The 22,270-nt window shown below is 64.3% G+C and carries 28 protein-coding genes and 1 pseudogene; 17 read left to right on the forward strand and 12 right to left on the reverse strand.

The window, feature by feature from the left end:
• Positions 1 to 243: 243 nt before the first annotated feature.
• The gene (locus CKW40_RS39530; RefSeq protein ID WP_095205041.1) at positions 244 to 645 is read right to left on the reverse strand and encodes a RidA family protein; all 402 of its coding nucleotides are present in this window, start codon (positions 643 to 645) and stop codon (positions 244 to 246) included.
• Between the two features lie 168 nt (positions 646 to 813).
• On the opposite strand from CKW40_RS39530, the gene CKW40_RS39535 reads away from it, so the two are divergent.
• A complete protein-coding gene (locus CKW40_RS39535; protein ID WP_095205042.1) occupies positions 814 to 1,146 on the forward strand; it encodes a hypothetical protein in 333 nt (110 codons plus the stop codon).
• A complete protein-coding gene (locus CKW40_RS39540) occupies positions 1,143 to 1,790 on the forward strand; it encodes a cysteine hydrolase family protein (protein ID WP_095205043.1) in 648 nt (215 codons plus the stop codon). Before CKW40_RS39535 ends, CKW40_RS39540 begins: the two co-directional genes overlap by 4 nt.
• 12 nt (positions 1,791 to 1,802) lie before the next feature.
• Here the strand turns inward: CKW40_RS39540 and CKW40_RS39545 are convergent, their stop codons facing one another.
• Positions 1,803 to 2,156 carry a winged helix-turn-helix transcriptional regulator gene (locus CKW40_RS39545; RefSeq protein WP_095205044.1) on the reverse strand — a complete coding sequence of 118 codons (354 nt, stop codon included), beginning with the start codon at positions 2,154 to 2,156 and terminating at the stop codon, positions 1,803 to 1,805.
• A gap of 112 nt (positions 2,157 to 2,268) precedes the next feature.
• Between CKW40_RS39545 and CKW40_RS39550 the strand changes: the two genes are divergently transcribed.
• The gene (locus CKW40_RS39550) at positions 2,269 to 3,039 is read left to right on the forward strand and encodes a type 1 glutamine amidotransferase domain-containing protein (protein ID WP_095205045.1); all 771 of its coding nucleotides are present in this window, start codon (positions 2,269 to 2,271) and stop codon (positions 3,037 to 3,039) included.
• Positions 3,040 to 3,329: 290 nt separating this feature from the next.
• Positions 3,330 to 3,500, forward strand: a complete 171-nt coding sequence (locus CKW40_RS39555; protein WP_244571486.1) for a hypothetical protein — start codon at positions 3,330 to 3,332, stop codon at positions 3,498 to 3,500.
• Between the two features lie 351 nt (positions 3,501 to 3,851).
• Here the strand turns inward: CKW40_RS39555 and CKW40_RS39560 are convergent, their stop codons facing one another.
• From CKW40_RS39560 to CKW40_RS45520, 3 genes are all read right to left on the reverse strand, one after another.
• Positions 3,852 to 5,204: an FAD/NAD(P)-binding protein gene (locus tag CKW40_RS39560; protein WP_095205047.1), complete on the reverse strand. Its 1,353-nt coding sequence runs from the start codon at positions 5,202 to 5,204 to the stop codon at positions 3,852 to 3,854.
• Positions 5,205 to 5,229: 25 nt separating this feature from the next.
• A complete protein-coding gene (locus tag CKW40_RS39565) occupies positions 5,230 to 5,679 on the reverse strand; it encodes an RrF2 family transcriptional regulator (protein ID WP_095205048.1) in 450 nt (149 codons plus the stop codon).
• 679 nt (positions 5,680 to 6,358) lie between these two features.
• Complete coding sequence (locus CKW40_RS45520; protein WP_342202971.1) at positions 6,359 to 6,607, reverse strand: DUF6471 domain-containing protein; 249 nt, start codon at positions 6,605 to 6,607, stop codon at positions 6,359 to 6,361.
• Positions 6,608 to 6,665: 58 nt separating this feature from the next.
• Between CKW40_RS45520 and tauA the strand changes: the two genes are divergently transcribed.
• The 4 genes from tauA (at position 6,666) to CKW40_RS43410 (ending at position 9,683) form a co-directional block, all read left to right on the forward strand.
• Positions 6,666 to 7,679, forward strand: coding sequence for a taurine ABC transporter substrate-binding protein (gene tauA, locus CKW40_RS39575; protein ID WP_095205050.1), 1,014 nt, complete (start codon positions 6,666 to 6,668; stop codon positions 7,677 to 7,679).
• 161 nt (positions 7,680 to 7,840) lie between these two features.
• Complete coding sequence (locus tag CKW40_RS39580) at positions 7,841 to 8,614, forward strand: taurine ABC transporter ATP-binding protein (protein WP_095205051.1); 774 nt, start codon at positions 7,841 to 7,843, stop codon at positions 8,612 to 8,614.
• Positions 8,611 to 9,471 carry an ABC transporter permease subunit gene (locus CKW40_RS39585; RefSeq protein WP_095205052.1) on the forward strand — a complete coding sequence of 287 codons (861 nt, stop codon included), beginning with the start codon at positions 8,611 to 8,613 and terminating at the stop codon, positions 9,469 to 9,471. Before CKW40_RS39580 ends, CKW40_RS39585 begins: the two co-directional genes overlap by 4 nt.
• 23 nt (positions 9,472 to 9,494) lie before the next feature.
• Positions 9,495 to 9,683, forward strand: a complete 189-nt coding sequence (locus tag CKW40_RS43410) for a hypothetical protein (protein ID WP_143748485.1) — start codon at positions 9,495 to 9,497, stop codon at positions 9,681 to 9,683.
• A gap of 138 nt (positions 9,684 to 9,821) precedes the next feature.
• On the opposite strand, the gene CKW40_RS39595 is transcribed toward CKW40_RS43410, so the two are convergent.
• Positions 9,822 to 10,109 (reverse strand): GIY-YIG nuclease family protein, encoded by a 288-nt coding sequence (locus tag CKW40_RS39595; protein WP_095205053.1) that lies wholly within the window; start codon positions 10,107 to 10,109, stop codon positions 9,822 to 9,824.
• 286 nt (positions 10,110 to 10,395) lie between these two features.
• Between CKW40_RS39595 and CKW40_RS39600 the strand changes: the two genes are divergently transcribed.
• From CKW40_RS39600 to CKW40_RS39615, 4 genes are all read left to right on the forward strand, one after another.
• Entirely contained in the window at positions 10,396 to 11,349 is a 954-nt protein-coding gene (locus CKW40_RS39600; protein ID WP_095205054.1) for a sulfonate ABC transporter substrate-binding protein, read from the forward strand.
• Positions 11,350 to 11,424: 75 nt separating this feature from the next.
• Positions 11,425 to 12,588 carry an FMNH2-dependent alkanesulfonate monooxygenase gene (gene ssuD / locus CKW40_RS39605; protein WP_095205055.1) on the forward strand — a complete coding sequence of 388 codons (1,164 nt, stop codon included), beginning with the start codon at positions 11,425 to 11,427 and terminating at the stop codon, positions 12,586 to 12,588.
• Positions 12,585 to 13,361, forward strand: a complete 777-nt coding sequence (locus CKW40_RS39610; protein ID WP_095205056.1) for an ABC transporter permease subunit — start codon at positions 12,585 to 12,587, stop codon at positions 13,359 to 13,361. Before ssuD ends, CKW40_RS39610 begins: the two co-directional genes overlap by 4 nt.
• 7 nt (positions 13,362 to 13,368) lie before the next feature.
• Positions 13,369 to 14,166, forward strand: coding sequence for an ATP-binding cassette domain-containing protein (locus CKW40_RS39615; protein WP_095205057.1), 798 nt, complete (start codon positions 13,369 to 13,371; stop codon positions 14,164 to 14,166).
• A 245-nt stretch (positions 14,167 to 14,411) separates the two neighbouring features.
• On the opposite strand, the gene CKW40_RS44205 is transcribed toward CKW40_RS39615, so the two are convergent.
• Positions 14,412 to 14,588, reverse strand: coding sequence for a hypothetical protein (locus CKW40_RS44205; protein WP_179298284.1), 177 nt, complete (start codon positions 14,586 to 14,588; stop codon positions 14,412 to 14,414).
• A 309-nt stretch (positions 14,589 to 14,897) separates the two neighbouring features.
• On the opposite strand from CKW40_RS44205, the gene CKW40_RS39620 reads away from it, so the two are divergent.
• The 4 genes from CKW40_RS39620 to CKW40_RS39635 all read left to right on the forward strand — a co-directional run bounded on the left by CKW40_RS39620 (position 14,898) and on the right by CKW40_RS39635 (position 18,233).
• Complete coding sequence (locus CKW40_RS39620) at positions 14,898 to 15,266, forward strand: septal ring lytic transglycosylase RlpA family protein (RefSeq protein ID WP_095205058.1); 369 nt, start codon at positions 14,898 to 14,900, stop codon at positions 15,264 to 15,266.
• 233 nt (positions 15,267 to 15,499) lie between these two features.
• Positions 15,500 to 16,777, forward strand: a complete 1,278-nt coding sequence (locus tag CKW40_RS39625; protein WP_095205059.1) for a polyhydroxyalkanoate depolymerase — start codon at positions 15,500 to 15,502, stop codon at positions 16,775 to 16,777.
• A 157-nt stretch (positions 16,778 to 16,934) separates the two neighbouring features.
• Positions 16,935 to 17,549 (forward strand): transglutaminase-like cysteine peptidase, encoded by a 615-nt coding sequence (locus CKW40_RS39630; protein ID WP_095205060.1) that lies wholly within the window; start codon positions 16,935 to 16,937, stop codon positions 17,547 to 17,549.
• Positions 17,550 to 17,981: 432 nt separating this feature from the next.
• Positions 17,982 to 18,233 carry a hypothetical protein gene (locus tag CKW40_RS39635; protein WP_095205061.1) on the forward strand — a complete coding sequence of 84 codons (252 nt, stop codon included), beginning with the start codon at positions 17,982 to 17,984 and terminating at the stop codon, positions 18,231 to 18,233.
• A 79-nt stretch (positions 18,234 to 18,312) separates the two neighbouring features.
• Here the strand turns inward: CKW40_RS39635 and CKW40_RS39640 are convergent, their stop codons facing one another.
• The 4 genes from CKW40_RS39640 to CKW40_RS39655 all read right to left on the reverse strand — a co-directional run bounded on the left by CKW40_RS39640 (position 18,313) and on the right by CKW40_RS39655 (position 21,156).
• Entirely contained in the window at positions 18,313 to 18,681 is a 369-nt protein-coding gene (locus tag CKW40_RS39640; protein WP_095205062.1) for a helix-turn-helix domain-containing protein, read from the reverse strand.
• A 13-nt stretch (positions 18,682 to 18,694) separates the two neighbouring features.
• On the reverse strand, positions 18,695 to 19,225 hold the full coding sequence (locus tag CKW40_RS39645; protein WP_095205063.1) for a Smr/MutS family protein: 531 nt from the start codon (positions 19,223 to 19,225) through the stop codon (positions 18,695 to 18,697).
• Positions 19,222 to 20,322, reverse strand: a complete 1,101-nt coding sequence (gene mltA / locus CKW40_RS39650) for a murein transglycosylase A (protein ID WP_095205064.1) — start codon at positions 20,320 to 20,322, stop codon at positions 19,222 to 19,224. The genes CKW40_RS39645 and mltA overlap by 4 nt, the downstream gene beginning before the upstream one ends.
• A gap of 126 nt (positions 20,323 to 20,448) precedes the next feature.
• Positions 20,449 to 21,156, reverse strand: coding sequence for a Tim44/TimA family putative adaptor protein (locus CKW40_RS39655; protein WP_095205065.1), 708 nt, complete (start codon positions 21,154 to 21,156; stop codon positions 20,449 to 20,451).
• Positions 21,157 to 21,372: 216 nt separating this feature from the next.
• Here CKW40_RS39655 and CKW40_RS39660 point away from each other — a divergent pair, with 216 nt between their 5' ends.
• Positions 21,373 to 21,870, forward strand: a complete 498-nt coding sequence (locus CKW40_RS39660; RefSeq protein WP_095205066.1) for an FxsA family protein — start codon at positions 21,373 to 21,375, stop codon at positions 21,868 to 21,870.
• Positions 21,871 to 22,147: 277 nt separating this feature from the next.
• On the opposite strand, the pseudogene CKW40_RS46125 reads toward CKW40_RS39660, so the two are convergent.
• Positions 22,148 to 22,270: pseudogene (locus CKW40_RS46125) on the reverse strand (integrase); the annotation flags it as partial.

Raw genomic sequence — 22,270 nt, forward strand, 5'->3', positions numbered from 1 at the left:
GGCGCATGAAGCTTGTCCGTCGCAGCGCCGCGCCAACCAAACCGCTTGGCGCTGCGACGGACGCATAGGGGGAGAACTGTTACCCATGTATCCGGTTTAAAGTGTTACCCATCTATCGGCTGGACAAGGCAGAGGGGGTCGGTGCGACCGGGCTCGGCCTGCCACTGCAGAAGGGGGTTGGCGCTTCACGCGCAACGACCCCCTCTGTCGCCTTCGGCGACATCTCCCCCTCGAGGGGGGAGATTATGCCTCGACCGCCGCCTGCCCTTCGATCTCGATCAGGAAATCCGGATTGGCGAGGCCGAGCACGCGTATGCCTGTCACCACCGGCGGCGGCCCGCGATCCGCCCAGAACGCCATCCAGGCGCCGAAGGCCGGCCTGATGTCGGCATCGCCGACAATGTAGATCGACAGGCGGACAAGGTCTTCCAGCCTGGCGCCGCCGGCTTCGAGCACCATCGCCAGATTGGCGAGCGCCTGCCTGGTCTGCGCCGCGATGTCGCCCTTGCCGACGATCTGGCCGTTGGCATCGATGCCGTTCTGGCCGCCGATCAGCACGATGCGCGCCGAGGCCGGCAGCGCCACGCCTTGCGAATAGGCCGGGTTGCTGTGCATGCCCTTCGGGTTCAGCCGCTCGATACCCATTTTGTCTCCTCTCCCGAAAGAACGCCGCGCCACGAGACGGCAATCGGCCCACCGCTTCAACGAACCATCTCGTTCGTTGAAGCCGCCATTTTCACCATGCTAGCCGAACGGGATACCGGCCGAAACAAGCAGGCCGCGCGATCCTGACATCCCAAGAGGAGACAGCCGATGAAGATCATCGCCTATGACAACTTCAAGCCCGGCGTCACCCTCGACGACCTCAAGCCTTATCTGCGTGACGAGGTGTCGAATGTCTGGCGGCTGTGGAAGGCAGGCATCGTGCGCGAAAACTATGCGCGCGCCGATGTCGCCGGCGTCATCATCGTCTTCGAGCTCGACAGCGTCGAGGAAGCCAGGCGCTACACCGACGATTTCCCGCTGTCGAAGGCCGGACTGCTGGAATGGCATTTCCTTGCTTTCGACCCGGCACCCTTGCCGCTCGAATATCTGTTCGACGCAACCGTCGACATCGCCCAACCCTGGGATCGGACCGCGGCATGATCCGGTCGAGCGAAGGCATCGAGATCCCGGCGAGTCTGGCCGAATGGTGCGATCCCAGCCGCATGGGGCTGGTGGTCTACGACATGCAGGTCGGCATCTGCCGCCAGGTTGCCGGCGCGGCCGATATTGTCGAGCGCACCGGTGTCGTCCTCGAAGCCGCCCGCTCGGCCGGCATGCGGGTGGCGTTCACGCGCCATCTCTCCTTGCCGCGCAAATGGATGGGCGCCACTCAACTGCGCACCGCCATGGCCTGGCAGCGGCGCGACAGCCCCGACGCGGTCGAGCCGTGGTTTTTGCGCGACGCCGATGCGACGCGGATCGTCCCCGAACTCGCGCCGCGCGCTGATGAAGCCGTGTTCGACAAGCTGACCATGTCGGCCTTCGATTCCACCGCGCTTGGCTTTGCGCTCGGCGATTGCGGCGTGCGCGCCGTCGCCCTTGCCGGCATCGCCATGGAGATCGGCATCGAGCCGACCGTCCGCCAGGCGACCGACAATGGTTTTACGGCCGTGGTGATCGAGGATGCCTGTGGCTTCGGCAACCGCGAGGCGCGCGACCGCTCGATGGCGACACTTCGCTTTCTCGGCGAGGCCGTCATCACCGACGTTGCCGGCTTTTGCGCCGCGCTTGCCGATGCGGCGTGAGGGGCGAAAGTGTTAGGCCGCCGCCTCGATGTCGGTGCGGAAGCGCACGCCCTCGGCGCGGCCATGCACGCTGCCCCAATCGTAGAGCGCCTGGAGTGCTTCGGCGAGATCGTAGCCGCGTTCGGTCAAGGCGTAGCGTGCCTTGCCGTCGGGCGACGTCTCGAGCACGACGAAGCCGATCTCGACGAGATCGGCGAGGCGCTGCGTCAGCATCTTGTCGGAGAGCGAGGGGATCATTCGGCGCAGCTCGGAATAGCGCAGCGGCCCTTGCTTGATCCGCGCGATGATCACCGTTTTCCATTTGCCGCCGAGCGCGTCGAGCGCGAACTCGACCGGGCAGCCATAGAGTCTACCGCGTTGTGTCATGCACCGATCCTAGGCAAGGCGCCGCCGCGACGGAAGCGGATTTTGCCCCGCCATCTGGCCAGATTGCCGGGCCTGGCTTTGTCGGCGACAGTTTCATAAGGGGAGAGCCAAGATGAGTGTCAGGGACGCCAATCCGGTCAATGCGCTTAGGCCCAAGCGTGTCGCCCTCGTCATCGCCAATCCGGCCATATCGACCACGACAGGATGGCCGGTCGGCTTCTGGTGGAGCGAGCTGACGCATCCGTGGTTCGCCTTCACGGAACGCGGCTATGCGGTGGAGATCTTTTCGCCCGAGGGCGGCAGATGCGAGGCCGACGCGCTGAGCGATCCGCGCGACCCCTCGGGTTACTCCGAGACCGATCTCATCTCGCTCGGCTTCCTGTCGAGCCCGAAACTGGCGGCCCTGGTCGAGGCCACGCGGCCGGTGGCCGAGATCGATGTCGACAGCTTTGATGCGATTGTCGTCGCCGGCGGCCAGGCGCCGATGTTCAGCTATGACCGCGCGGAAACATTGCAGCGAACCTTCGTTGCCTTCCACGAAGCCGGCAAGGTGGCCGCCGCGCTCTGCCACGGCACCGCCATCTTGCGTTACGCCAGGCGCGCCGACGGCTCCCTGCTCGTCACCGGCAAGACAGTGACCGGTTTCGCCAATGCCGAGGAGGATTTCGCCGACAAGGCGACCTGGGAGATGGGCGCGCTCGAGCGCGGCAAACATCTGATGCCCTGGCGCATCGAGGACGAGTTGAAGGCAATCGGCGCCAATTATGTCCAGGCCGGGCTGTGGCGCGGCTTTGCCATACGCGACGGCAATCTGATCACCGGCCAGCAGAATTTTTCCGGCGCCGAGACCGCGCGGCTGGTGTGCGAGGCACTGGGCGGCTGAACGCTCCTCTTTGGTTTCGACCCAATTCCGGAAGCGCCTTTCCTCGGAATGGGTGGCCCAGGCATTCCCTTGCGGGAGAGACTTCGGTCGTAGTTGAGCAATAGCTAATGTATATGTAGCTTGGTCGGCGCGGGGGACGATCCCAAATCGAAGCCTAACCCGCAATGGCCATTCTTTTCCCTGCCGTTGGGTAGCCCATGGCCAACTTGAAATCGTAAGCTGGATGCACGAGTGTCGCCGCTTGAGGAGACAGCTCGTCGATGCGCCGTACGACAAAGGCTCTGCCCTTCATGCCGACCGAAATTCACGTCAGTACGGTCGAGGATGAGAAGGGCGTTCTAGGCATCCTTTCGATCCAGACGACGGAGGGCATTTTGGACTTGGCCCTCGACCTCGCGAGCGCTGACGCCATTGCAAACGCCGTCAAGGAAATCCGGTCGAAATTGGCCGCTGAAAGGTAAAAAGAAAGCCCGGTTTCAAGCCGGGCCTGGAGGCAAATTGGGAACACCGAAGGCGGGAGATCACACCCCTTTGGCAAGCCAAACTACATCACCATCATGTCGGTTGTATGAAGTCACGCTTATATGCTGATTAGCTAAAGTACGGAACGTCCAATGGACGAGTACAGAACGTTCGCAGGCCCCTCGGACCTTTGCCTGCCCGGGCGCAAGACTTTAGTCCTGCCGCTTTATAGTTAAGAACGGAAGTTGTTCGGCACGGATATAGGGCCGTGCCGGATCAATACCAGATCGCACCCAGCCGAATATGGTGCGATCACGCAAGGCGCTCCCGGGTCCCGCCTCGGAATTGCTCTACCCCAGCAACTGCTTGCTCAGCCGCGCGCACTGGACGCGGATGTCGGGAATGGCGTCGATCTCGAAGAAGGTGCCGCGCGTCAGCGGGCCGACGGCGAGGATCTTTCGCGACACCGTGCCGTCGCCGGCAATGATCTCGCAATTGGCCGAGACGTCGAGGCCGATGCGCATCGGATCCGGCCTCCCCAGTCCGCGGTCGACCAGCGAGCGCACCACGCTGTTCGACGAGGTCGAAATGTCCCGCACGATCCCTGAGCAATCATAGATACGGGCGACGTCAAAAGTCTCGACAAGCTGGCTGTGCCGCGACTGGACGTCGACGCTGAAGGCCTCGCCCGGTGCGATCCCCACGACGCGGCCGGCGACAAGCCGGATGCGGCCGGATTGCACGGCCTCGGTCACCTTGGCGTAGACTTCCGGCGCCATGCGATGACGATGGATGTCCCACCAGGCCTTGGTGTGCTCGACGAAGCGGCGCTTGGCGGAGGCCGGCCAGTTCTGCCAGATCTTCTGGTTGAACGGCCTGAGACCATCGACCACGTCGCGCCAGTCGATGCCGGCCTTCTGGTTCTCCTTGATCAGGTCGCGGAACCAGCCGACGAAATAGGACAGCTGGGTGCCGAGCGGAATGTCGGCGACATCGAGCTTGATCGGATTGCCCTTGCGGTGCGGCGACGGCAGCAGGCCGCGCCGGGACACCGCGACGATCTTGCCCGTATGGCCGCGCTGTTCCAGCGCCAGGAACGCGTCGACCATGCTGAGCCCGGTGCCGAGCACCATGACCGGGTTGTCCGCATCGAGCGCCGTGTCGGCCTCCGAGCCCATGCGGATCGCATGGCCTTGCGCCGGCTGTTCGTCATGGCCGGTGGCGAGTATGGCCAGATGGGCGACGACGCTGGTGCCGTTGGCGAGCGCCACCTCGACGCCGGACGTGGTCGGCGTGATCGACAGGCTCTCTTCGTGGATCAGGCGCAGCCGCCCGGTCGGCTGTTCGCGCGCTTCGAGCTCGTCGAGCAGCTCGCCGAGATAGCGGGCGTAGAGGCTGCGCGGCGCGTAGAAAGGTGTCTGCGGCGTCTGCTCCCGGTCGACCAGGCCACGCCCCTGCAGCCAGCGCCAGAAATTGCCGGGATCGTCGGCATAGGCGCTCATGCCGGCGGCACTGACATTCAGCACATGCGCCGACAGCAGCGTCGAATAGGCGATGCCTTGGCCGAAATGCGGGCGCTTTTCGATCAGCGTAACGCGCAGATCCGGATTGGCCGATTTCAGGAGATGCGCCGCCATCACGACGCCCGAGGCGCCGCCGCCGACGATGATGATGGAACTGATCGAATTGGCGCGCCCGCTCATGCGCGCCCCCGCATAGTGCGATGCGTCAGGCCTGGACCTTCACCGTGACGGGGAGTTCGTCGATCACGATGTCGCGCATCTCGGCGAGGCTGCGCTGGTCGAGCACCTCGGCGATCGCCTGCCGGACCTCGAGCATCAGATGTCGGACTTGGCATGTCGCCTCGTTGCAGTCTTCACAGCGCTGATATTGCGTGCGGCTGGCGCAGGGAATTGGCGCCAGCGGCCCGTCGAGGACGCGCACGACATGGCCGACCTTGATTTCGTCGGCCGGCCGCGCCAGGCGGTAGCCGCCATCCTTGCCCTTGCGGCTCTGGACGAAACCGGCATTGCGCAGTTCGCCGAGGATGGCGTCGAGAAATTTCTTCGGAATGTTGTTGCCGGTCGCGATGTCGTTGACGAATGCGAGCTGCCCGACCGGCATGTGCGCCAGGTGGACCAGCGCCTTGAGGCCGTACTTGCCTTTTTTGGTGAGCATAGACCCAACGTTTCTCTGTCATGCGATGGCGCGAGGCCATCCGTTGCGAAACGCCTGGCGAGCCTCCCCGCCGCGCCCAAGCATCCATGACACATAAATTCTAGTGACATGATATACAAGCCGAGAAACGTTGAATTTGCTTCGTTTTCAAGCCGCAATAGCCATTTTAACCGGCCTTTGTGCCATTAAGAGCACAGAAATGCACTTCGACGGCAACAAGGCGACAAATGGTTTCGCGCAGGCCAGCCGTGCCTCGCGCCGACTCATGAGGGATCGAAAGCCGGTGCATGTCGCGAGCGATCATGGTGGTGGGGTATCCGCTCATCGTCCTCCAACTCCCTCATGTCGATAAGGATACTATACTTACCCTCGAACACGCGGAACGGCTTGTCAATTCCTTCGCGATTTGAAGCATGGGTTTGCCTGACGGTCGCAAAAGCGAAATTGTCGTTTCGCAGGTGACGGCGCCGACGGTTGCCGAGTTGCCTGGGCCTTCCCAACTTCGTCATCCACGGGCGGAGCAGGAGCGAAGCTCCGTCGCGAAGACCCGAGGATCCAATCGTGAATGCCACGTTTTAGACGGCCGGCAAACGCCAGGTTCTGAGCGAATAGGCAACTGCGTCTACCGACGGCCTCAGCCTGCCGTGCGGCGGCTTCGAAATCGTAATCAACCGCGGTATTATGGCGCGAACGCCACGGGCGCGGCGGCAGACATAGTTGCGCGGGCAAGTTTGTTTGCAATGCTGGCCTTGGTTTCATTGAAGCCGTGTTCTTTGAGCCGTTTGGCCAAATCGTCATATGTCAGGCCTGCACGCTTTAGCTCTAACTTCAGATGACGCGCGGCCCGTTCGGCCCATTCTTTCTCAGTCGACAGCTTTTTTCCAACAAACCCACCTTCGTTGGAAGGATTTAACTCTACAAGAGCGATAGAATTAGCGGACTATCATAGGGCAATCCGGTTTTCTCTGTTTTCATGGAGCCCTTTGATGTCCACCATTTCGCGACGCATTCTCCTTCTGTCCTCGGCTGCCCTTGCCGGCGCCGCCTTCCTCAGCCCGGCCTTGGCCGACGATTTGAAGATCACCATCGGCTACCAGACCGTGGTCGAGCCTTCGAAAGTGCCGCAGGCCGACGGCGTCTATGAAAAGGCCACCAAGGCCACGATCGACTGGCGCAAATTCGATTCCGGCGCCGATGTCATCGCCGCGGTCGCCTCCGGCTCGGTCGATATCGGCTATGTCGGTTCGAGCCCGCTGGCGGCGGCGGCGAGCCGCGAGCTGCCGATCCAGACCATCTTCGTCGTCGGCCTGATCGGCCCGTCCGAAGCGCTGGTCGCCCGCAACGGCGCCGGCATCGAGAAGGTCGCCGACCTCGCCGGCAAGAAGGTCGCCGTACCCTTCGTCTCGACCACGCATTACAGCCTGCTTGCCGCGCTGAAGCACGAGAATGTCGATCCGAAGTCGGTGCAGATCCTCAATCTGCGGCCGCCGGAAATCGCCGCCGCCTTCGCCCGCGGCGACATCGACGCGGCTTACGTCTGGGATCCGGCACTCGGCCAGATCAAGACATCAGGCAGGGTGGTGCTGGATTCCTCGCAGGTCGCCGCCTGGGGCGCGCCGACCTTCGACGCCTGGATCGTGCGCACCGATTTTGCCGAGAAGAACCCGGAAGCGGTGCGCGACTTCGTCAAGGTGACGGGCGCCGCCTATGCCGAGTGCCTCGCCAAGCCCGACGCCTGGTCGGTGTCGTCGCCGCAGGCCGGCAAGATCGCCAAGCTCACCGGCGCCAAGCTGGAAGAGGTGCCGGAATTGTTGAAGGGCTATGTCTTCCCGACGCTCGAAGAGCAGGCCTCCGACAAGTTCCCCCTCGGGGGCACGGTCAAGGCGGTCGCGGCGGCGTCCGCCTTCCTCAAGGAGCAGGGCAAGGTCGACGCCGTGCTGCCGGACTATTCGAAATACGTGACATCGAAATACGTCACCGAGGCGCTGGCTTCGAACTGAACCCAAGTGCTGAAGCGTCCCTGCATGTCCTGACGGGCATGCGGCGGCGCTCAAATGGCTCGCGCGCTCCTTCCCTGACGCCGCGTGCTGCCTGCCCCGGAACTGCTGACGAGGAGCCGTTCCGGGGCAGTCGGATTTCAACAGACCTCCTGCGAGGGCTCATGCCGCATCTCGTGCTCGACAAGATCTCGATCCATTATGACGGTCAGCCGGCACCGGCCGTCGAGCGGGTTTCGATCGACGTTGCCGGGGATGATTTCGTCGTCCTTGTCGGCCGTTCCGGCTGTGGCAAGACCTCGCTGCTCAACGTCGCCGCCGGCCTGGTCACGCCGGCGCGCGGCAGTGCCACGATCAACGGCCATCCGATCACGGCACCCGGCTCGGATCGCGCCGTGGTGTTCCAGAACGATGCGCTGTTTCCCTGGCTGACCGCGCGCGAAAATGTCGCCTTCGCGCTGCGCCTGCGCGGTGTCCGGCCGGCCGAGCGGGCGCGACGCGCCGACGAATTGCTGGACCTGGTGAAGCTCACCGACGCCGGCGACAAGCGCATCTGGGAGCTTTCCGGCGGCATGCGCCAGCGTGTCGGCCTTGCCCGCGCGCTCGCCGCCGAGCCGCAATTCCTGCTGCTCGACGAGCCGCTCGGCGCGCTCGATGCGCTGACCCGCGAGCGCATGCAGACGACGCTGCTCGATCTCTGGACGGCAAGCCATGCCGGCGTGCTGATGGTCACCCACGGCATCGAGGAGGCGCTGGTGCTCGCCACCCGCATCGTCGTGCTGGCGCCCGGCCCCGGCCGCGTGGTGCGCAGCTTCGAGCCAGGCTTCTCCAGGCGCTATGCATCGGGCGAGGCCATCCGTGCGATCAAGGCCGACCCGGCCTTCGCCGCGGCGCGCGGCGAACTCACCGGCGCCATCTTCGAGGGAGAAGTGGCATGACCATTTCCGCTTACACCGAACGGTCCGGTTCGGGCACCGAAGAAACCGACGGCCTGTCGGTGCCGTGGTCGCGGCCAAGCCCGAAACGCCGGGGCGTTTCGGCGCGCATGATCAGCGCGGTCACCATCCTGGTGGTGCTGGCGGTATGGGCGCTGTCGGCCCACCTGCAACTGGTGTCGCCGGTGTTCCTGCCCTCGCCGGTGGCGGTGTGGAACAAATTCATCGTCGTTGCCAGAGACGGCTTCGTCGACGCGACGCTGCTGCAGCACACTGTCGCCAGCCTCGGCCGTGTGTTTGCAGCACTCGTTGCGGCCCTCCTCATCGGCGTGCCGGTTGGATTGGCCATTGGCATCAGCACCATCGGCCGCGGCATCTTCGATCCGCTGCTGGAATTCCTGCGGCCGATCCCGCCGCTCGCCTATCTGCCGCTGGTCATCATCTGGTTCGGCATCGGCGAGCCGTCGAAGATCCTGGTGATCACTATTGCCATGCTGGCGCCGGTGGCGCTGTCGACCGCGTCGGGCGTTCGCGGCGTCTCGCAGGAGCGCATCAACGCCGCGCGCTCGCTCGGCGCGACCAAGCGCCAAGTGGTTCGCCACGTCATCCTGCCCAGCGCGCTGCCGTCGATCCTGACCGGCCTGCGCATCGCGCTCGGCGCCGGCTGGTCGACATTGGTCGCGGCCGAACTCGTGGCGGCGACGCGCGGGCTTGGCTTCATGATCCAGTCGGCAGCGCAATTCCTGGTCACCGACGTGGTGATCATGGGCATTCTGGTGATCGCCGCCATCGCCTTCGTGCTCGAATTCACCATCCGCCGGATCGAACGCGCGCTCGTCCCCTGGGCGGGACGCGAATGATCAACCCAGGAGGCTCGACATCCATGGCCCATCCAGCCCCGGCACTGTTCGCTTTCTTCGCGACCCGGCTGCGCCTGACACGGGACGGCGACGAACCGCGCGACGACACCGAGCGCCAATCGCCGGCCCCGGTGCGCTGGGACGCCGAGCGCGACCGCCTGCCGCCACGCGACGAAAGTTTCTACTGGGCCTGGCAGTACTGGTCGCAGTGAGGCGGCGGCTCGACTTTGCGCCAGCCTCCGTGTCTTCGTCATCCTAGGGCGGAGCAAGGAGCGAAGCGACGCGCGCAGACCCTAGGATCCATGCCGTGACGGTGATGCTATGCTCCTGCGGTGAAGTAAACCGTGCCCCTACCAGCCGGTTCCACGAAAGAGCTCGAACCACTCGGGATTGGCTTTCTCAATCAGCTCGATCTTCCATTGGCGTGGCCACCGTTTCAGGGATTTCTCCCGCTGGATCGCATCAGTGATGTCGAAATATTCTTCATACCAGACAAGGCGCTGTACGCCGTAGCGACTGGTAAAGCTTGAGCCCTGTCCGGCCTTGTGCTCGGGCACACGGCGGCCGAGGTCGTTGGTGACACCGATGTAGATCGTGCCACGCTTCTGGCTTGCGGTCATATAGACGTAGCCGGTCATAGTTCTAGCGTAGCCAGTGTCGATGCGCGCACAAGCGCCGTTCTGATCCGCCGCATTATACGACCAACGTCACGGCATGGATCCTAGGGTCTGCGCCGCGTCGCTTCGCTCCTTGCTTCGCCCTAGGATGACGAACACTGGGTTGGCGCAGAAGATATTTCCACACCACAGCCCCAACTCGCAAAATCGTTCCTCTACTAAATTTATAGAACTACCTAGCCTTGTCCCTCATCCAACCGGCGAGGACATTTTCCCGGCGCCGATCCGCAGCGAAGGAGAGGGACCCATGTTCAATCTGACGAGACGCGTTTTCGGCATCGGCCTTGTCGCCGCGACAGTGGCCCTGTCGTTCGGCGCCGCAGCCCAGGAGTTGAAGCAACTCAACATCGGCTACCAGAAAACCGGCCTGCCGGTGATCGCCCGGCAGCAGCAGGTGATCGAAAAAGCGCTGAGCGACAAGGGCGTCACCGTGAAGTGGGTCGAGTTCACCGCCGGGCCGCCATTGGTCGAGGCGCTCAATGTCGGCGCCATCGACGCCGGCTGGACCGGCGACGCGCCGCCGATCTTCGGCCAGTCGGCCGGCGCCAACATCGTCTATGCGGCGGCATTGCCGTCCAATGGCGCCGGCGAGGCGATCTTCGTCAAGCCGGCCTCGCCGGTCCAGTCGGTCGCCGACCTCAAGGGCAAGCGCGTCGGTGTCGGCAAGGGCACTTCCGCGCACAACCTGCTTGTCGCGGCGCTGGAGAAGGCTGGCGTTTCGTACGATCAGATCACGCCCATCTATCTCAGCCCCGCCGACGCGGCCGCCGCCTTCGCCAGCGACCAGATCGATGCCTGGGCAGTCTGGGATCCGTTCTTCGCCATTGCCGAAACGCGCTACCAGCCGCGCGTGCTGGCCCGCTCCAGCGAGGTGCTCAAGGTCAACACCTATTTCCTCGCCAACAAGGATTTCGCCAAGGCGCATCCCGAGATCGTCACCACCACCATCGCGGCGCTCGGCGAAGCGGCGAAATGGGCGGACCAGAACCGCGACAAGGTGGCCGAGGCGCTGCACGAGGTGACCGGTGTGCCGCTCGACGCCCAGACCATCGCCGCCAACCGCACCAAATTCGGCATCTTTCCGATCACCGACGAGATCGTCGCCAGCCAGCAGGCGACCGCCGACCGCTTCTACAAGCTTGGCCTGATCCCGAAGGCGGTTCGCATCTCCGACGCCGTGTGGACCGCGCCAGGCAATTGATCTTTTGTCTCGCGGCGCCGGGTGAGACCGCCCGGCGCCGTTGCCGTTTGTGCCTGCATCTCCAGGAAGTCCGCCATGACCACGCCACCCAGCACCGCGCCGCTCGATTTCTTCTGGTTCATCCCGACGCATGGCGACGGCTCCTATCTCGGTTCCGAAGAGCAGCAGCGGCCGCCGGAGTTCGGTTATTTCAAGGAGATCGCCCAGGCGGTCGACCGGCTCGGCTTCCCCGGCGTGCTGTTGCCGACCGGACAGAATTGCGAGGATTCCTGGATCACCGCGACGGGCCTCGCCACACTCACCGAAAAACTCAAATTCCTCGTCGCCTTGCGGCCCGGCGTAACATTGCCGACCTTCGCCGCCCGCCAGACGGCAGCCCTCGACCGGCTGAGCAATGGCCGCCTGCTGCTCAATGTCGTGGTCGGCGGCAACCCGACCGAGCTCGCCGGCGACGGCGTCTTCCTGCCGCATGACGAACGCTACGCCCAGGCGCATGAATTCCTGACCATCTGGCGCGGTCTCGTCTCGGGTGAACGCGTCAATTTCGACGGCAAATACCACCGCGTCGAGAATGGCCGCCTCGACCTTTTGCCAAGCCAGGAGCGGCCGCCGCTCTATTTCGGCGGTTCGTCCGATGCCGGACAGGATCTCGCCGCCGACCTCGTCGACATGTACCTGACCTGGGGCGAGCCACCGGCCCAGGTCGCGGAGAAGCTCGCTTCAGCACGCAAGAAGGCAGCGCTGCGCGGCCGGAAACTGCGCTTCGGCATCCGGCTGCATTTCATCGTGCGCGAGACCGAGGACGAAGCCTGGCGCGCTGCCGACCGGCTGATCAGCCATGTCACCGACGCCCAGATCGAGAATGCCCAGGCGCGCTTCCTCAACCAGATGGACTCGATCGGCCAGCGCCGCATGGCCGAACTGCATGGCGGCCGCCGCGACAAGCTTGTCGTCTCGCCCAATCTGTGGGCCGGCGTCGGCCTGGTGCGCGGCGGCGCCGGCACCGCGCTGGTCGGCACGCCGGAGCAGATCACCGAGCGCATCCGCGAATACCAGGCGATCGGCATCGACACCATCATCGGCTCCGGCTACCCGCATCTCGAGGAAGCCTACCGCGTCGCCGAGCTGTTGTTCCCGCGCCTCGGGCTCGGCACCAGCCGGCAGCGGGCGCATCGCGACATCGCCAACGAATTCTCGGTCGGCTTCCACGGTGCCGCCCGCCTGCAGGCCTCCTCATGAGCTTTTCCGCGCGCCTCCACGCCAACGCCATCGGCTGGGTGCTGCCGGTCCTGGTGATCGCCGGCTGGGAGATTGCCAGCCGCGCGGGCGTCATGCCGGCCAATGTGCTGCCGGCGCCAAGCGCGGTCGCCGAAGCTTTCTGGCGGCTGACGCTGTCGGGCGAGCTGATCCGCAACATCGGTGTTTCGACGGCGCGCGCGCTTGCCGGCTTTGCCGTCGGCGGCTCTATCGGCTTCGCGCTCGGCCTCGCCAACGGGCTGTCGCGGCTCAGCCGCGGCCTGACCGATACGACGTTGCAGATGATCCGCAACATCCCGCATCTGGCGCTGATCCCGCTGGTCATCCTGTGGTTCGGCATCGACGAGGAAGCAAAACTGTTCCTGGTGGCGCTCGGCGTGTTCTTCCCGATCTATGTCAACACGCTGCTCGGCATCCAGAGCGTCGACCCGCAGCTGGTCGAGATGGGCCGCGTCTACGGCATGGACGGGCGCGCGCTGTTCTTCCGCGTCATCCTGCCCGGCGCGCTGCCGGCGATCTTCGTCGGCCTGCGCTATGCGCTCGGCATCATGTGGCTGACGCTGATCGTCGCCGAAACCATTTCGGCCAGTTCCGGCCTCGGCTACATGGCCATGCAGGCGCGTGAATTCCTGCTGATCGATGTCGTCGTGCTGTCGATCCTGATCTACGCGCTGCTCGGCAAGCTCGCCGACAGCCTCGCCCGCCTGCTCGAGCGGCTGTCGCTCGGCTGGCATCCCGCCTTCCAGAACGGATGAGGTTTCGATGCCAGCCGCCAGCCTGACCGCCGTTCGTTCCTTCGTCGCCGCACCAGTGCCGGCACGCCCGGCAATCGCGGTCGAAGGTCGCCGCGCCTTCGCCTTCAAAGGCGTGGAAAAACGCTTCGGTGACAAGACCGTGCTCGACGGCATCGACCTTGACGTGCCGTCCGGGCAATTCGTCGCCGTTATCGGCAAGAGCGGCTGCGGCAAGAGCACGCTGCTCAGGCTGCTGGCCGGGCTCGACCGGCCGACATCGGGATCGCTGACGCTGGGCGCCGAGGAGGAAGGCCATAGCCGCACCCGCTTCATGTTCCAGGAACCGCGCCTGCTGCCCTGGGCCAGCGTGGTCAAAAATGTCGAGGTCGGGCTGACCGGCATCGCCGCCGGCGCCGAGGCCTGGCAACGTGCGCTCGACATTCTGGGCGAGGTCGGCCTCGCTGATCGCGCCGATGAATGGCCCTCGGTGCTGTCCGGCGGCCAGAAGCAGCGCGTCGCGCTCGCCCGCGCTTTGGTCGGCCACCCGCAAATCCTTGCCCTCGACGAGCCGCTCGGCGCGCTCGACGCGCTCACCCGCATCGAGATGCAGCAATTGCTGGAACGCATCTGGCTCGCCCAGAAATTCACCGCCGTGCTGGTCACGCATGATGTCGCCGAAGCCGTTGCGCTCGCCGACCGGGTCGTGGTGATCAGCGAAGGCCGGATCGCGCTCGACCTGGATGTGCCGGTCGCCCGGCCGCGCCGGCGCGGTTCCGCCGAACTCGCCCGGCTTGAGGGCACGATATTGGATCGGCTGTTCGGTTAGGGCTGTCGGGGGCGGCGCGAACCTCGAGACGTCGGCGGGACAGCGCCCCCCTCTGCCCTGCCGGGCATCTCCCCCACAAGGGGGAGATTGGCAGCTTCGGTCTCGCCGCCTTTCTTTCAACGTTGGAGATTGGCGAAAGCGGACATGACGGCTGATCTCCCCCCTTGTGGGGGAGATGTCCGGCAGGACAGAGGGGGGCGCCCACGCTCGTTCTGCAACGCAGTCTAGCGCCACTCATCACCCCCCTACCGGTTCGCCCACACCAGTCCGGCCAGGCCGACCAGCATCGCCACCAGACCGATATAGAGCCATTGCGACTGGCCGGTCATGAAGCTGCCGCCGACCACGCCGATGCCTTGCAGCGACCACACCGCACCGACAACCAGCACAATCAAGGCCAGCAGATTTTTGGTCAGTCTCATTGTCGGATCCCTCTTTTCAAGTCGATCGTTTAAGGCGCCGTGAGCGTGATGAAAGAGCCAAAGGAAGGGACCAAATCACGCCGGATTCTACTTCGATATTAATCCGATATCTTGTCAAAGCGATCTCCAATATCGGCCCGAAGATCATCGAGAATTGATCAAATCGCGGCGGGAAATCCCTGACAGACTGTTACCCGCTGACTCCAAACGTGTGATCTCGCCACGGAACGGACAGATGCTTGCCGCATTTCCTGCCTTATTCGACACCTAACGGCTGGGGTCTGTCAAAAACGGAGCCATCCCCAAGAGATGAAGAACCTAAACCAGACCGCGCTTGTCGCGGTAACGATCGCTGCTGGCCTGATGGTCGGCGCTTCCGCCACTTCGGCAACCGCCGCCGCCGGCCAGTGCGGCCGCGCCTCCTGGTACGCGCTGCACTCGAAGACCGCATCGGGCGAGCGCATGAACCCTTCGGCGATGACCGCCGCCCACCGCACACTGCCGTTCGGCACCAAATTGCGGGTCACCAACCAACACAACGGCCGCAGCGTCATCGTGCGCATCAACGATCGTGGTCCTTTCATCAGGGGACGCATGCTCGATCTGTCCAAAGGTGCCGCAGGCCAGCTTGGCTTCATCAGCTCCGGCCAGACCGCTGTCTGCGTGGCGCGCGTCTGAGCCTACGCCTGTGTCCGGCAGCAGGGCCGGACACATATCGTTCACATTTCGGCGCTGCACATTGAGCCGGCTCGGCCATTCCAGGCGGATTTGCAAGCCTTTGCACGAAAGAACGATTGATCACGCCACGTGACGTATTGCATCGCAGCAATTAGTTGTTAACCTCGCCGCGAGACATTTGAGGCTCGGCGCTGCTCGTCGTCCCTTCGGTCGAGGCAGCTGCGGGGTAGTCGATGTTCTATCAGCTCTATGAATTGAACCATGCGGCGCTGCAGCCGGCCCGGCTCTATGCCGACGCGGTGCGGATGTTCTACGCCAACCCGCTCAATCCGGTTTCGCACACGTCTTGGGGCCGTTCGATCGCGGCGGGCGCCGAACTGTTCGAGCGCACCACGCGCCGCTACGGCAAGCCCGTCTTCGGCCTCGACAAGACCGTCATCGACTGGAAGAGCGTCGAGGTCACCGAAAAGACCGTGTGGTCGAAGCCGTTCTGCAATCTCGTGCGCTTCGAGCGCGCGGTTCCCGCCGGCCGCAAGCCGGATCCGAAGCTTCTGATCGTGGCGCCGATGTCGGGCCATTATGCCACGCTGCTGCGCGGCACGGTGGAAGCCATGCTGCCCTATGCCGATGTCCACATCACCGACTGGGTCGATGCGCGCATGGTGCCGCTGGCCGACGGCAGCTTCGATCTCGACGACTATATCGACTACATCATCGACATGTTCCATGCGCTCGGGCCCGATACGCATGTGATGGCGGTGTGCCAGCCTTCCGTGCCGGTACTGGCGGCGGTTGCGCTGATGGAGACCAAGGGCGACCCCTTCGTGCCGTCGACCATGACCCTGATGGGCGGGCCGATCGACACCCGCCGCAACCCGACCGCGGTCAATCTGCTGGCCGAGGAAAAGGGCATCGACTGGTTCCGCGACAATGTCGTCATGCGCGCGCCCTGGCCGGTGCCCGGCTTCGGCCGCGAGGTCTATCCCGGCTTCCTGCAGCTGTCCGGCTTCATGAGCATGAACCTCGACCGCCACATCATCGCCCACAAGGACTTCTTCATGCACCTTGTGAAGCATGACGGCGACAATGCCGAAAAACACCGCGACTTCTATGACGAGTATCTGGCTGTCATGGACCTGACGGCGGAGTTCTATCTGCAGACCGTCGACACCGTTTTCGTGCGCCATGCTCTGCCCAAGGGCGAGATGACGCATCGCGGCACCCGCATCGATACATCAGCCATCCGCAACGTCGCTTTGTTTACGGTCGAGGGCGAGAACGACGACATATCGGGCCTTGGCCAGACCAGGGCGGCGCAGGATCTGTGCGTCAACATTCCGGCCGACAAGAAGGCGCATTACGTGCAGCCGGCTGTCGGCCATTACGGCGTCTTCAACGGCTCGCGCTTCCGTTCCGAGATCGTGCCGCGCATCGTCGACTTCATCACCAGCTATGGCCGCCAGAATCGTGTCGCGGTGAAGCCGAGGCTGGTCCGCACCGCCAGGCGATAGGAATTCCGGACAAAATCGGCCGCCGGACCGATTCTGTTGCACAATAGACGCTGTCCCTCCCCGCGGGTAACCATGCTGGCAATCAGCCCGTCGCCGTAATTGACACGGACTGTCAATCGCCCTTAACGTTTCGTTAACAACAGGGTGAGCGGGGACAATGAATTCCTCAACAATGGCGAGAAGGCTACGCTTGTGCGTGGCTGCGGCCGGTCTGGCAGCCACGGCAAGCTGGCCGGCAATGGCTGCCGGAGCGATGGCGACCGGGGGCATCACCTCGCAGCCGATTGGCCACTATGATTTCTGCAAGCTGCACCCCGGCGAATGCTCGATCCGTCCGAGCAATCTGGCACCGGCCAGGATGACCAACGGGCTGATGCGCAAGCTCGCCAGCGTTACCGCCAGGGTCAACGCCGCCGTCAAGCCGATGAGCGACATGGACATTTACGGCAAGGACGAGGTCTGGGCCTATCCCGACAAGGGCGTCGGCGATTGCGAGGACTACGTGCTGGAAAAGCGCCGCCGGCTGTCCCACATGGGCATCTCGCTTGCCGATCTTCTCATCACCGTGGTGCGCAAGCCCGACGGCGAAGGCCACTCCGTGCTGACCGTGCGCACCGACAAGGGCGACTACGTGCTCGACAATCTGACCGACAAGGTCAAGGCCTGGGACCAGACCGGCTACCGCTTCCTCAAGCGGCAGGCGATCGACAACACCGGCCGCTGGGTCTCCATCCGCGGCGGCCAGCAGGTTCTGGTGGGGTCGGTGGAGTAGGGGCGCGTTCGCGGTCCCTCCGACATCCTCTTCAGCAAACTGCGGAGGTCGGTGCTGCCCCTCATTGCCCTGCCGGGCATTTCTCCCCGTATAGTGACGGGGAGAAAGATGCTGTGATCGCCGCTTTCGCCAATAATCAACGTTGCAAAACATGCGCCAGCGGCGCGGCTGTTGCCTTCTCCCCGTTCACGGGGGTGAGGCGTGGTCCGCGCAGCGGACGAAAAGCCAATTGCTTGGCTTTTCGAACAACGAACGCCCGAAGCGACAGCGAAGGGCCGGGGTACCCGAAGGGCGGATGAGGGGCGGCGCCGACATGGCAAGCCGCGCACCGCGCGCCTCCCTCCGAAAAATCTTCGATCTCTCCATGAACCATTTCCGTCCACCCGGCGACACACAGCCGTGAATGACGAAACCCAACCATGGAGACTTCAAATGACTGCTTTTCTGCGTAACACCTTCCTCGCCGTCGCTGCCGTATCGGCCTTGAGCGGATCCGCTCTGGCTGGTCAGACCGACACGAGCTGCGTCAAGACCACGCTCAATGACCTTTGGGCCGGCCGTTGTTGCGGCACTGCCGGTGCATCGGATTGCCTGGGCGGTGGCCACGACCGCGACCATCATGACAATGGCCGTCCGGGCACCAAAGGCGGCAACCCCAACGGCAGCACGGCCGGCAAGTATTGATCTCGTCACAGCTGCCCGCTGGCGCTTCGCCGGCGGGCACTGTTTTGCGATCAGGCGTCGCAAAATCCGGGCAAACCAGTTACTTCAGCCGGCCAAGTGCTGCGCGGATCGATGCGGTGATGCGGCGCAGCTCCGCTTCGTCGAGCTTCTCGATGTTTTCGGCCAGCAGATTGGCGAGCTCGGTGGCGGCGGGATTGAGGCCCGACGTATCGAGTTTTACACGCGGATGCGAGGCTTCGGCCAGCCGCGCCAGCTCTTCGGCATCGTCCCAGATGATGTTGAAATAGCCGATGATCTTCTGGATCAGCGTCCAGGTCGGCGCGCCGCGCCTGCCATGTTCGAGCGCCGAGAGATAGGCGGCACTGACGCCGATCGCCGCCGCCATGTCCTTCTGGCTGACGCCGCGCTCGGCTCGCAGCGCCCGCAGCCTCTCGCCGAACGGCGTCATGCGCCCGGCCTCCTCATGACCGTGCCCGCCGCAGCCTGATGTAGAGCGCGCCCGAACCACCATGGTTGCGGGCGGCATGGTCGTGGCTGGAGACCAGCGGCCGGAACGCCGGCGTCGACAGCCAGGCCGGCACCGCGCGCCGCAAGACACCGTCGCCACCGGAGGAAGACCCCTTGCCGGTGATGACCAGCACATAACGGATGCCGCCGGCATGCGCGCGGTGCAGGAACGAAAACAGCAGCGAATAGGCCTCGTCCTGCCTCATCCCATGCAGGTCGACGCGGCCCTCGATCGGCAGCCGGCCTTTCGACAATTTGTCCAGCGTCGGCTCGTCGAGCCGGTGCGTGACATGCTGCACCTTCGGCTTTGCCGCGCCTGCCGCATTGGCCGCGGGCTGGGCCGTCTGCGGCGCCGTCGGCTTGGCCTCGATGGCCATGTCGGGGATGTCGACCGAAATCTTGCCCTTCAGCGGCTTGGCCGTGCGCGCCACCAGGTTCCACAGCACCCGGTCGTCTTCGCTCAGCCTGTCCGGACGCTTGCTCATTTTGCGCCCCCGACCAGCGCGCGCGGCACCAGCGCATAAAAGTCCGCGGCATTGCGCACCACGCCGGCGATCTCGCCGGCGGCATCGCCCGAGCCGGCGAACAGGTCGCCCCGCGCCGGCCCGGTGATGGCCGAGCCGGTGTCCTGCGCGATCATCAGCCGCCGGAACGGTCTTTTGTCGAAGGCGGTCAGCGTCGGCGCGTCGATGTAGAAAGGCGTGCCGAAAGTGTGCAGCAGCCGGTCGACCGCGACCGAGCGCCCCGGCGTCAGCGGCACCTTGGCGGCGGCGATCGGGCCGAGCGCGGCATCCTCGACCTCAGCCTCGCGAAAAAAGATGTAGGAGCGGTTCTGCCACAGGATCTCGTCGATGCGCTGGGGATGCGCCTTGAACCAGGCGCGGATCGACTGCATCGTCACCGCGGCCAGTGGGATTTCGCCAAGCTCGCTCAAGACCTTGCCCGGACCGGTGAAACGCTGGCCTGACTTGGCGGCGTAGGTGACGCGACAAAGCCGGCCGTCGGTCATGGCCAGCCGCGCCGCGCCTTGCACATGGATGAAGAAGGCATCGACCTTGTCGGCCAGCCAGGCGATCTCCAGCCCTTGGCCGGCAAGCGCGCCGCGCTCGATCGTGCCACGGTCGAAATATTCGGCCAGTCCATCCGCCGTCCGGCGCGCGAAGGCGAGGTAGGGATCCATTCCCTCAGGCCGGTTGGCGTCATCGACATCGGCGAGATCGGCGGGTCGGGACAAAAGCGGCACGACAAAAAGCTCCGTCCGCACCGGCGAAGCCTCGACCTGCGGCTCGTAGAAGCCGGTGACGAGGCCGGAGCCGGTCTCGGACCGCACCAGCATCGGCACAAAATGGCGCTCGAAGAAGGTTCGCGCCTCCGAGCGGCTGACGGAAGAGGCGCCGCGCGCCTCCGCATAAGCCCCGGCGAAGGCACCGAAATCGACACCAAGCGCACCGCTGCGATAGGGTTTTGTCAGAACATGGAAGGCGGAGCGGCGAAAAGCCTCGAAGGCCGCCAGAGGATCGTCATCGCCCCAGCCGGGCAAGTCGTCAAAGGATTTTTCGATGAAGAGAGGCGATAGCGACACCGGAGCCCCGTCGCTTTAAAGCGCGTCGTGTTTGAAGAGAGTCATGCGACGCGCTTCGAGCCTTGGTTTTGATGCAAGTCGTTGTCCCAAAACCGCTTCGCACTTTTGGGCGACATGCATCGGGACTCAGTCTTCTTCTTCGGTGGCGACGAGCTTCCAGTTCGGATCGCGCGAGCGTGTGTCGCGGGCGAAGGTCCAGACATCCTTGACCTCGGCCACGGTTTCCGGATCGCCGTCGATCACAGCGCCGGCCTTGTCGCGCGTCGCCGAAATCAGCTCGCTGATGATGCGCAGCGTCACATGCGCCTCGCCACCCTTCATCTCGGCCGAGACGATGTCGGCCTTGTCGATGCCGACGAAGGAGGACTGGATCTTTTCGGCCTTGGCCTCGCGTTCGCCGATCGCGGCGACGAAACCGTCGAACACCTCGCGCGCGAGCAGGTTCTTCAGCGTTTTGCGGTCGCCGTCGGCATAGGCCATGACGATCATCTCATAGGCCATCTTGGCGCCGTCGACGAAACCCTTCGGATCGAAGGAGGGATCATTGTCCTTGATCGTGCGCAGGCCCTTGTTGAGATCGGTGTCGGGCTTGGCGAAGGCGTCGATCGCCGTATAGGCGTCGGCCGGCGCCGGCTCGCCCGGCAGCCGCTTGCGCGGCAGCGAAACGACATTTTCCGGCTTCTGCGTGGCGTCCTTGTCGGTGCGCGCCGCCGTGTAGGGATCGAAGGGCGGCCGCTCGCTACCGGTCCGACGGCCCAGCACGTTGCGCAGCTGGAAGAAGATCACCACCGCCGCGATCAGGAAGAAAATCGTGCCGAAGTCGAAGAAGCCCATATCTTCCGCCAATCAATCCCTGCCTCTAGGCCGGACCATCCGGCCAATGGCCGCGGTCGCATAGCGTTCAACATTCAAAGCATATAGAACGCAAGGTGCAATCATTCAAATCAAAGGCAGGCATACCTATCTAACAGCCTCAGTGCCAGCGGCGATTGCCCGCCAAGGGCCAAAACAATCGAAACGACCAATAACGATCGAAAAGGTTGGCAAGACTTGCGCATTTCGCTGCTTCCCTTCTTCCTCCTCGCCCTGCCGCTGCTGGAAATCGCCGGTTTCGTCATCGTCGGCCGCGAGGTCGGCGCGCTGGCGACGGTCGGCCTGGTGCTGGCTTCCAGCATTGCCGGCGTGCTGTTGCTCCGGCACCAGGGCTTTGGTGTCATGGCGCGGGTGCGTGCCGAGATGGACGCCGGCCATGACCCCAGCCGCCATCTTGCCCATGGCGCCATGATCGTGGTCGCCGCGATCCTTCTGATCATCCCCGGCTTCATCACCGACATTATCGGCCTGCTCCTGTTCCTGCCGCCGGTGCGCGACTTCGCCTGGAGGCGGTTCAAGGGCCGCATCGTGGTGGCCACCGATTTCTCCACCGGCGGTTTCCGCCGGCCGCGCGACAAGGTCATCGACCTCGACGACGGCGACTATTCGCGCGAGGACGATTTCAAGCGCGGCCCGGATCATAATTCGCCGTGGCGGCGTCTGAAGGATGATTAAGTCGCGGCTCCGCCGGTTTTGATCGGTTCTGAGAGCCCAGCGCTGCCCCAGCCGGGCTCCTTTCCTCTCCCTCCGGAGGGGGGAGAGGTGGCTCGGCGAAGCCGAGACGGAGTGGGGGAACCACCTGGCAAGCGCCGCGAACGGATATTGAAGAGGGACCAAGGCGCAAGCCTCGCCTTGCGCCCAAGGGTCGACCCCCACTCCGTCGAGCTTCGCTCTGTCCAGCCGATAGATGGGTAACACTTTGAACCGGATAAATGGGTAACAGTTCTCCCCCCTATGCGTCCGTCGCAGCGCCAAGCGGTTTGGTTGGCGCGGCGCTGCGACGGACAAGCTTCATGCGCCTGGTGTCGATGATGCCGAGCGGATGAGCATGGAAGCTGAGCATCCATTCGCCGTC

The sequence above is a fragment of the Mesorhizobium carmichaelinearum genome (genome assembly GCF_900199455.1).
GTDB lineage: Bacteria > Pseudomonadota > Alphaproteobacteria > Rhizobiales > Rhizobiaceae > Mesorhizobium > Mesorhizobium carmichaelinearum.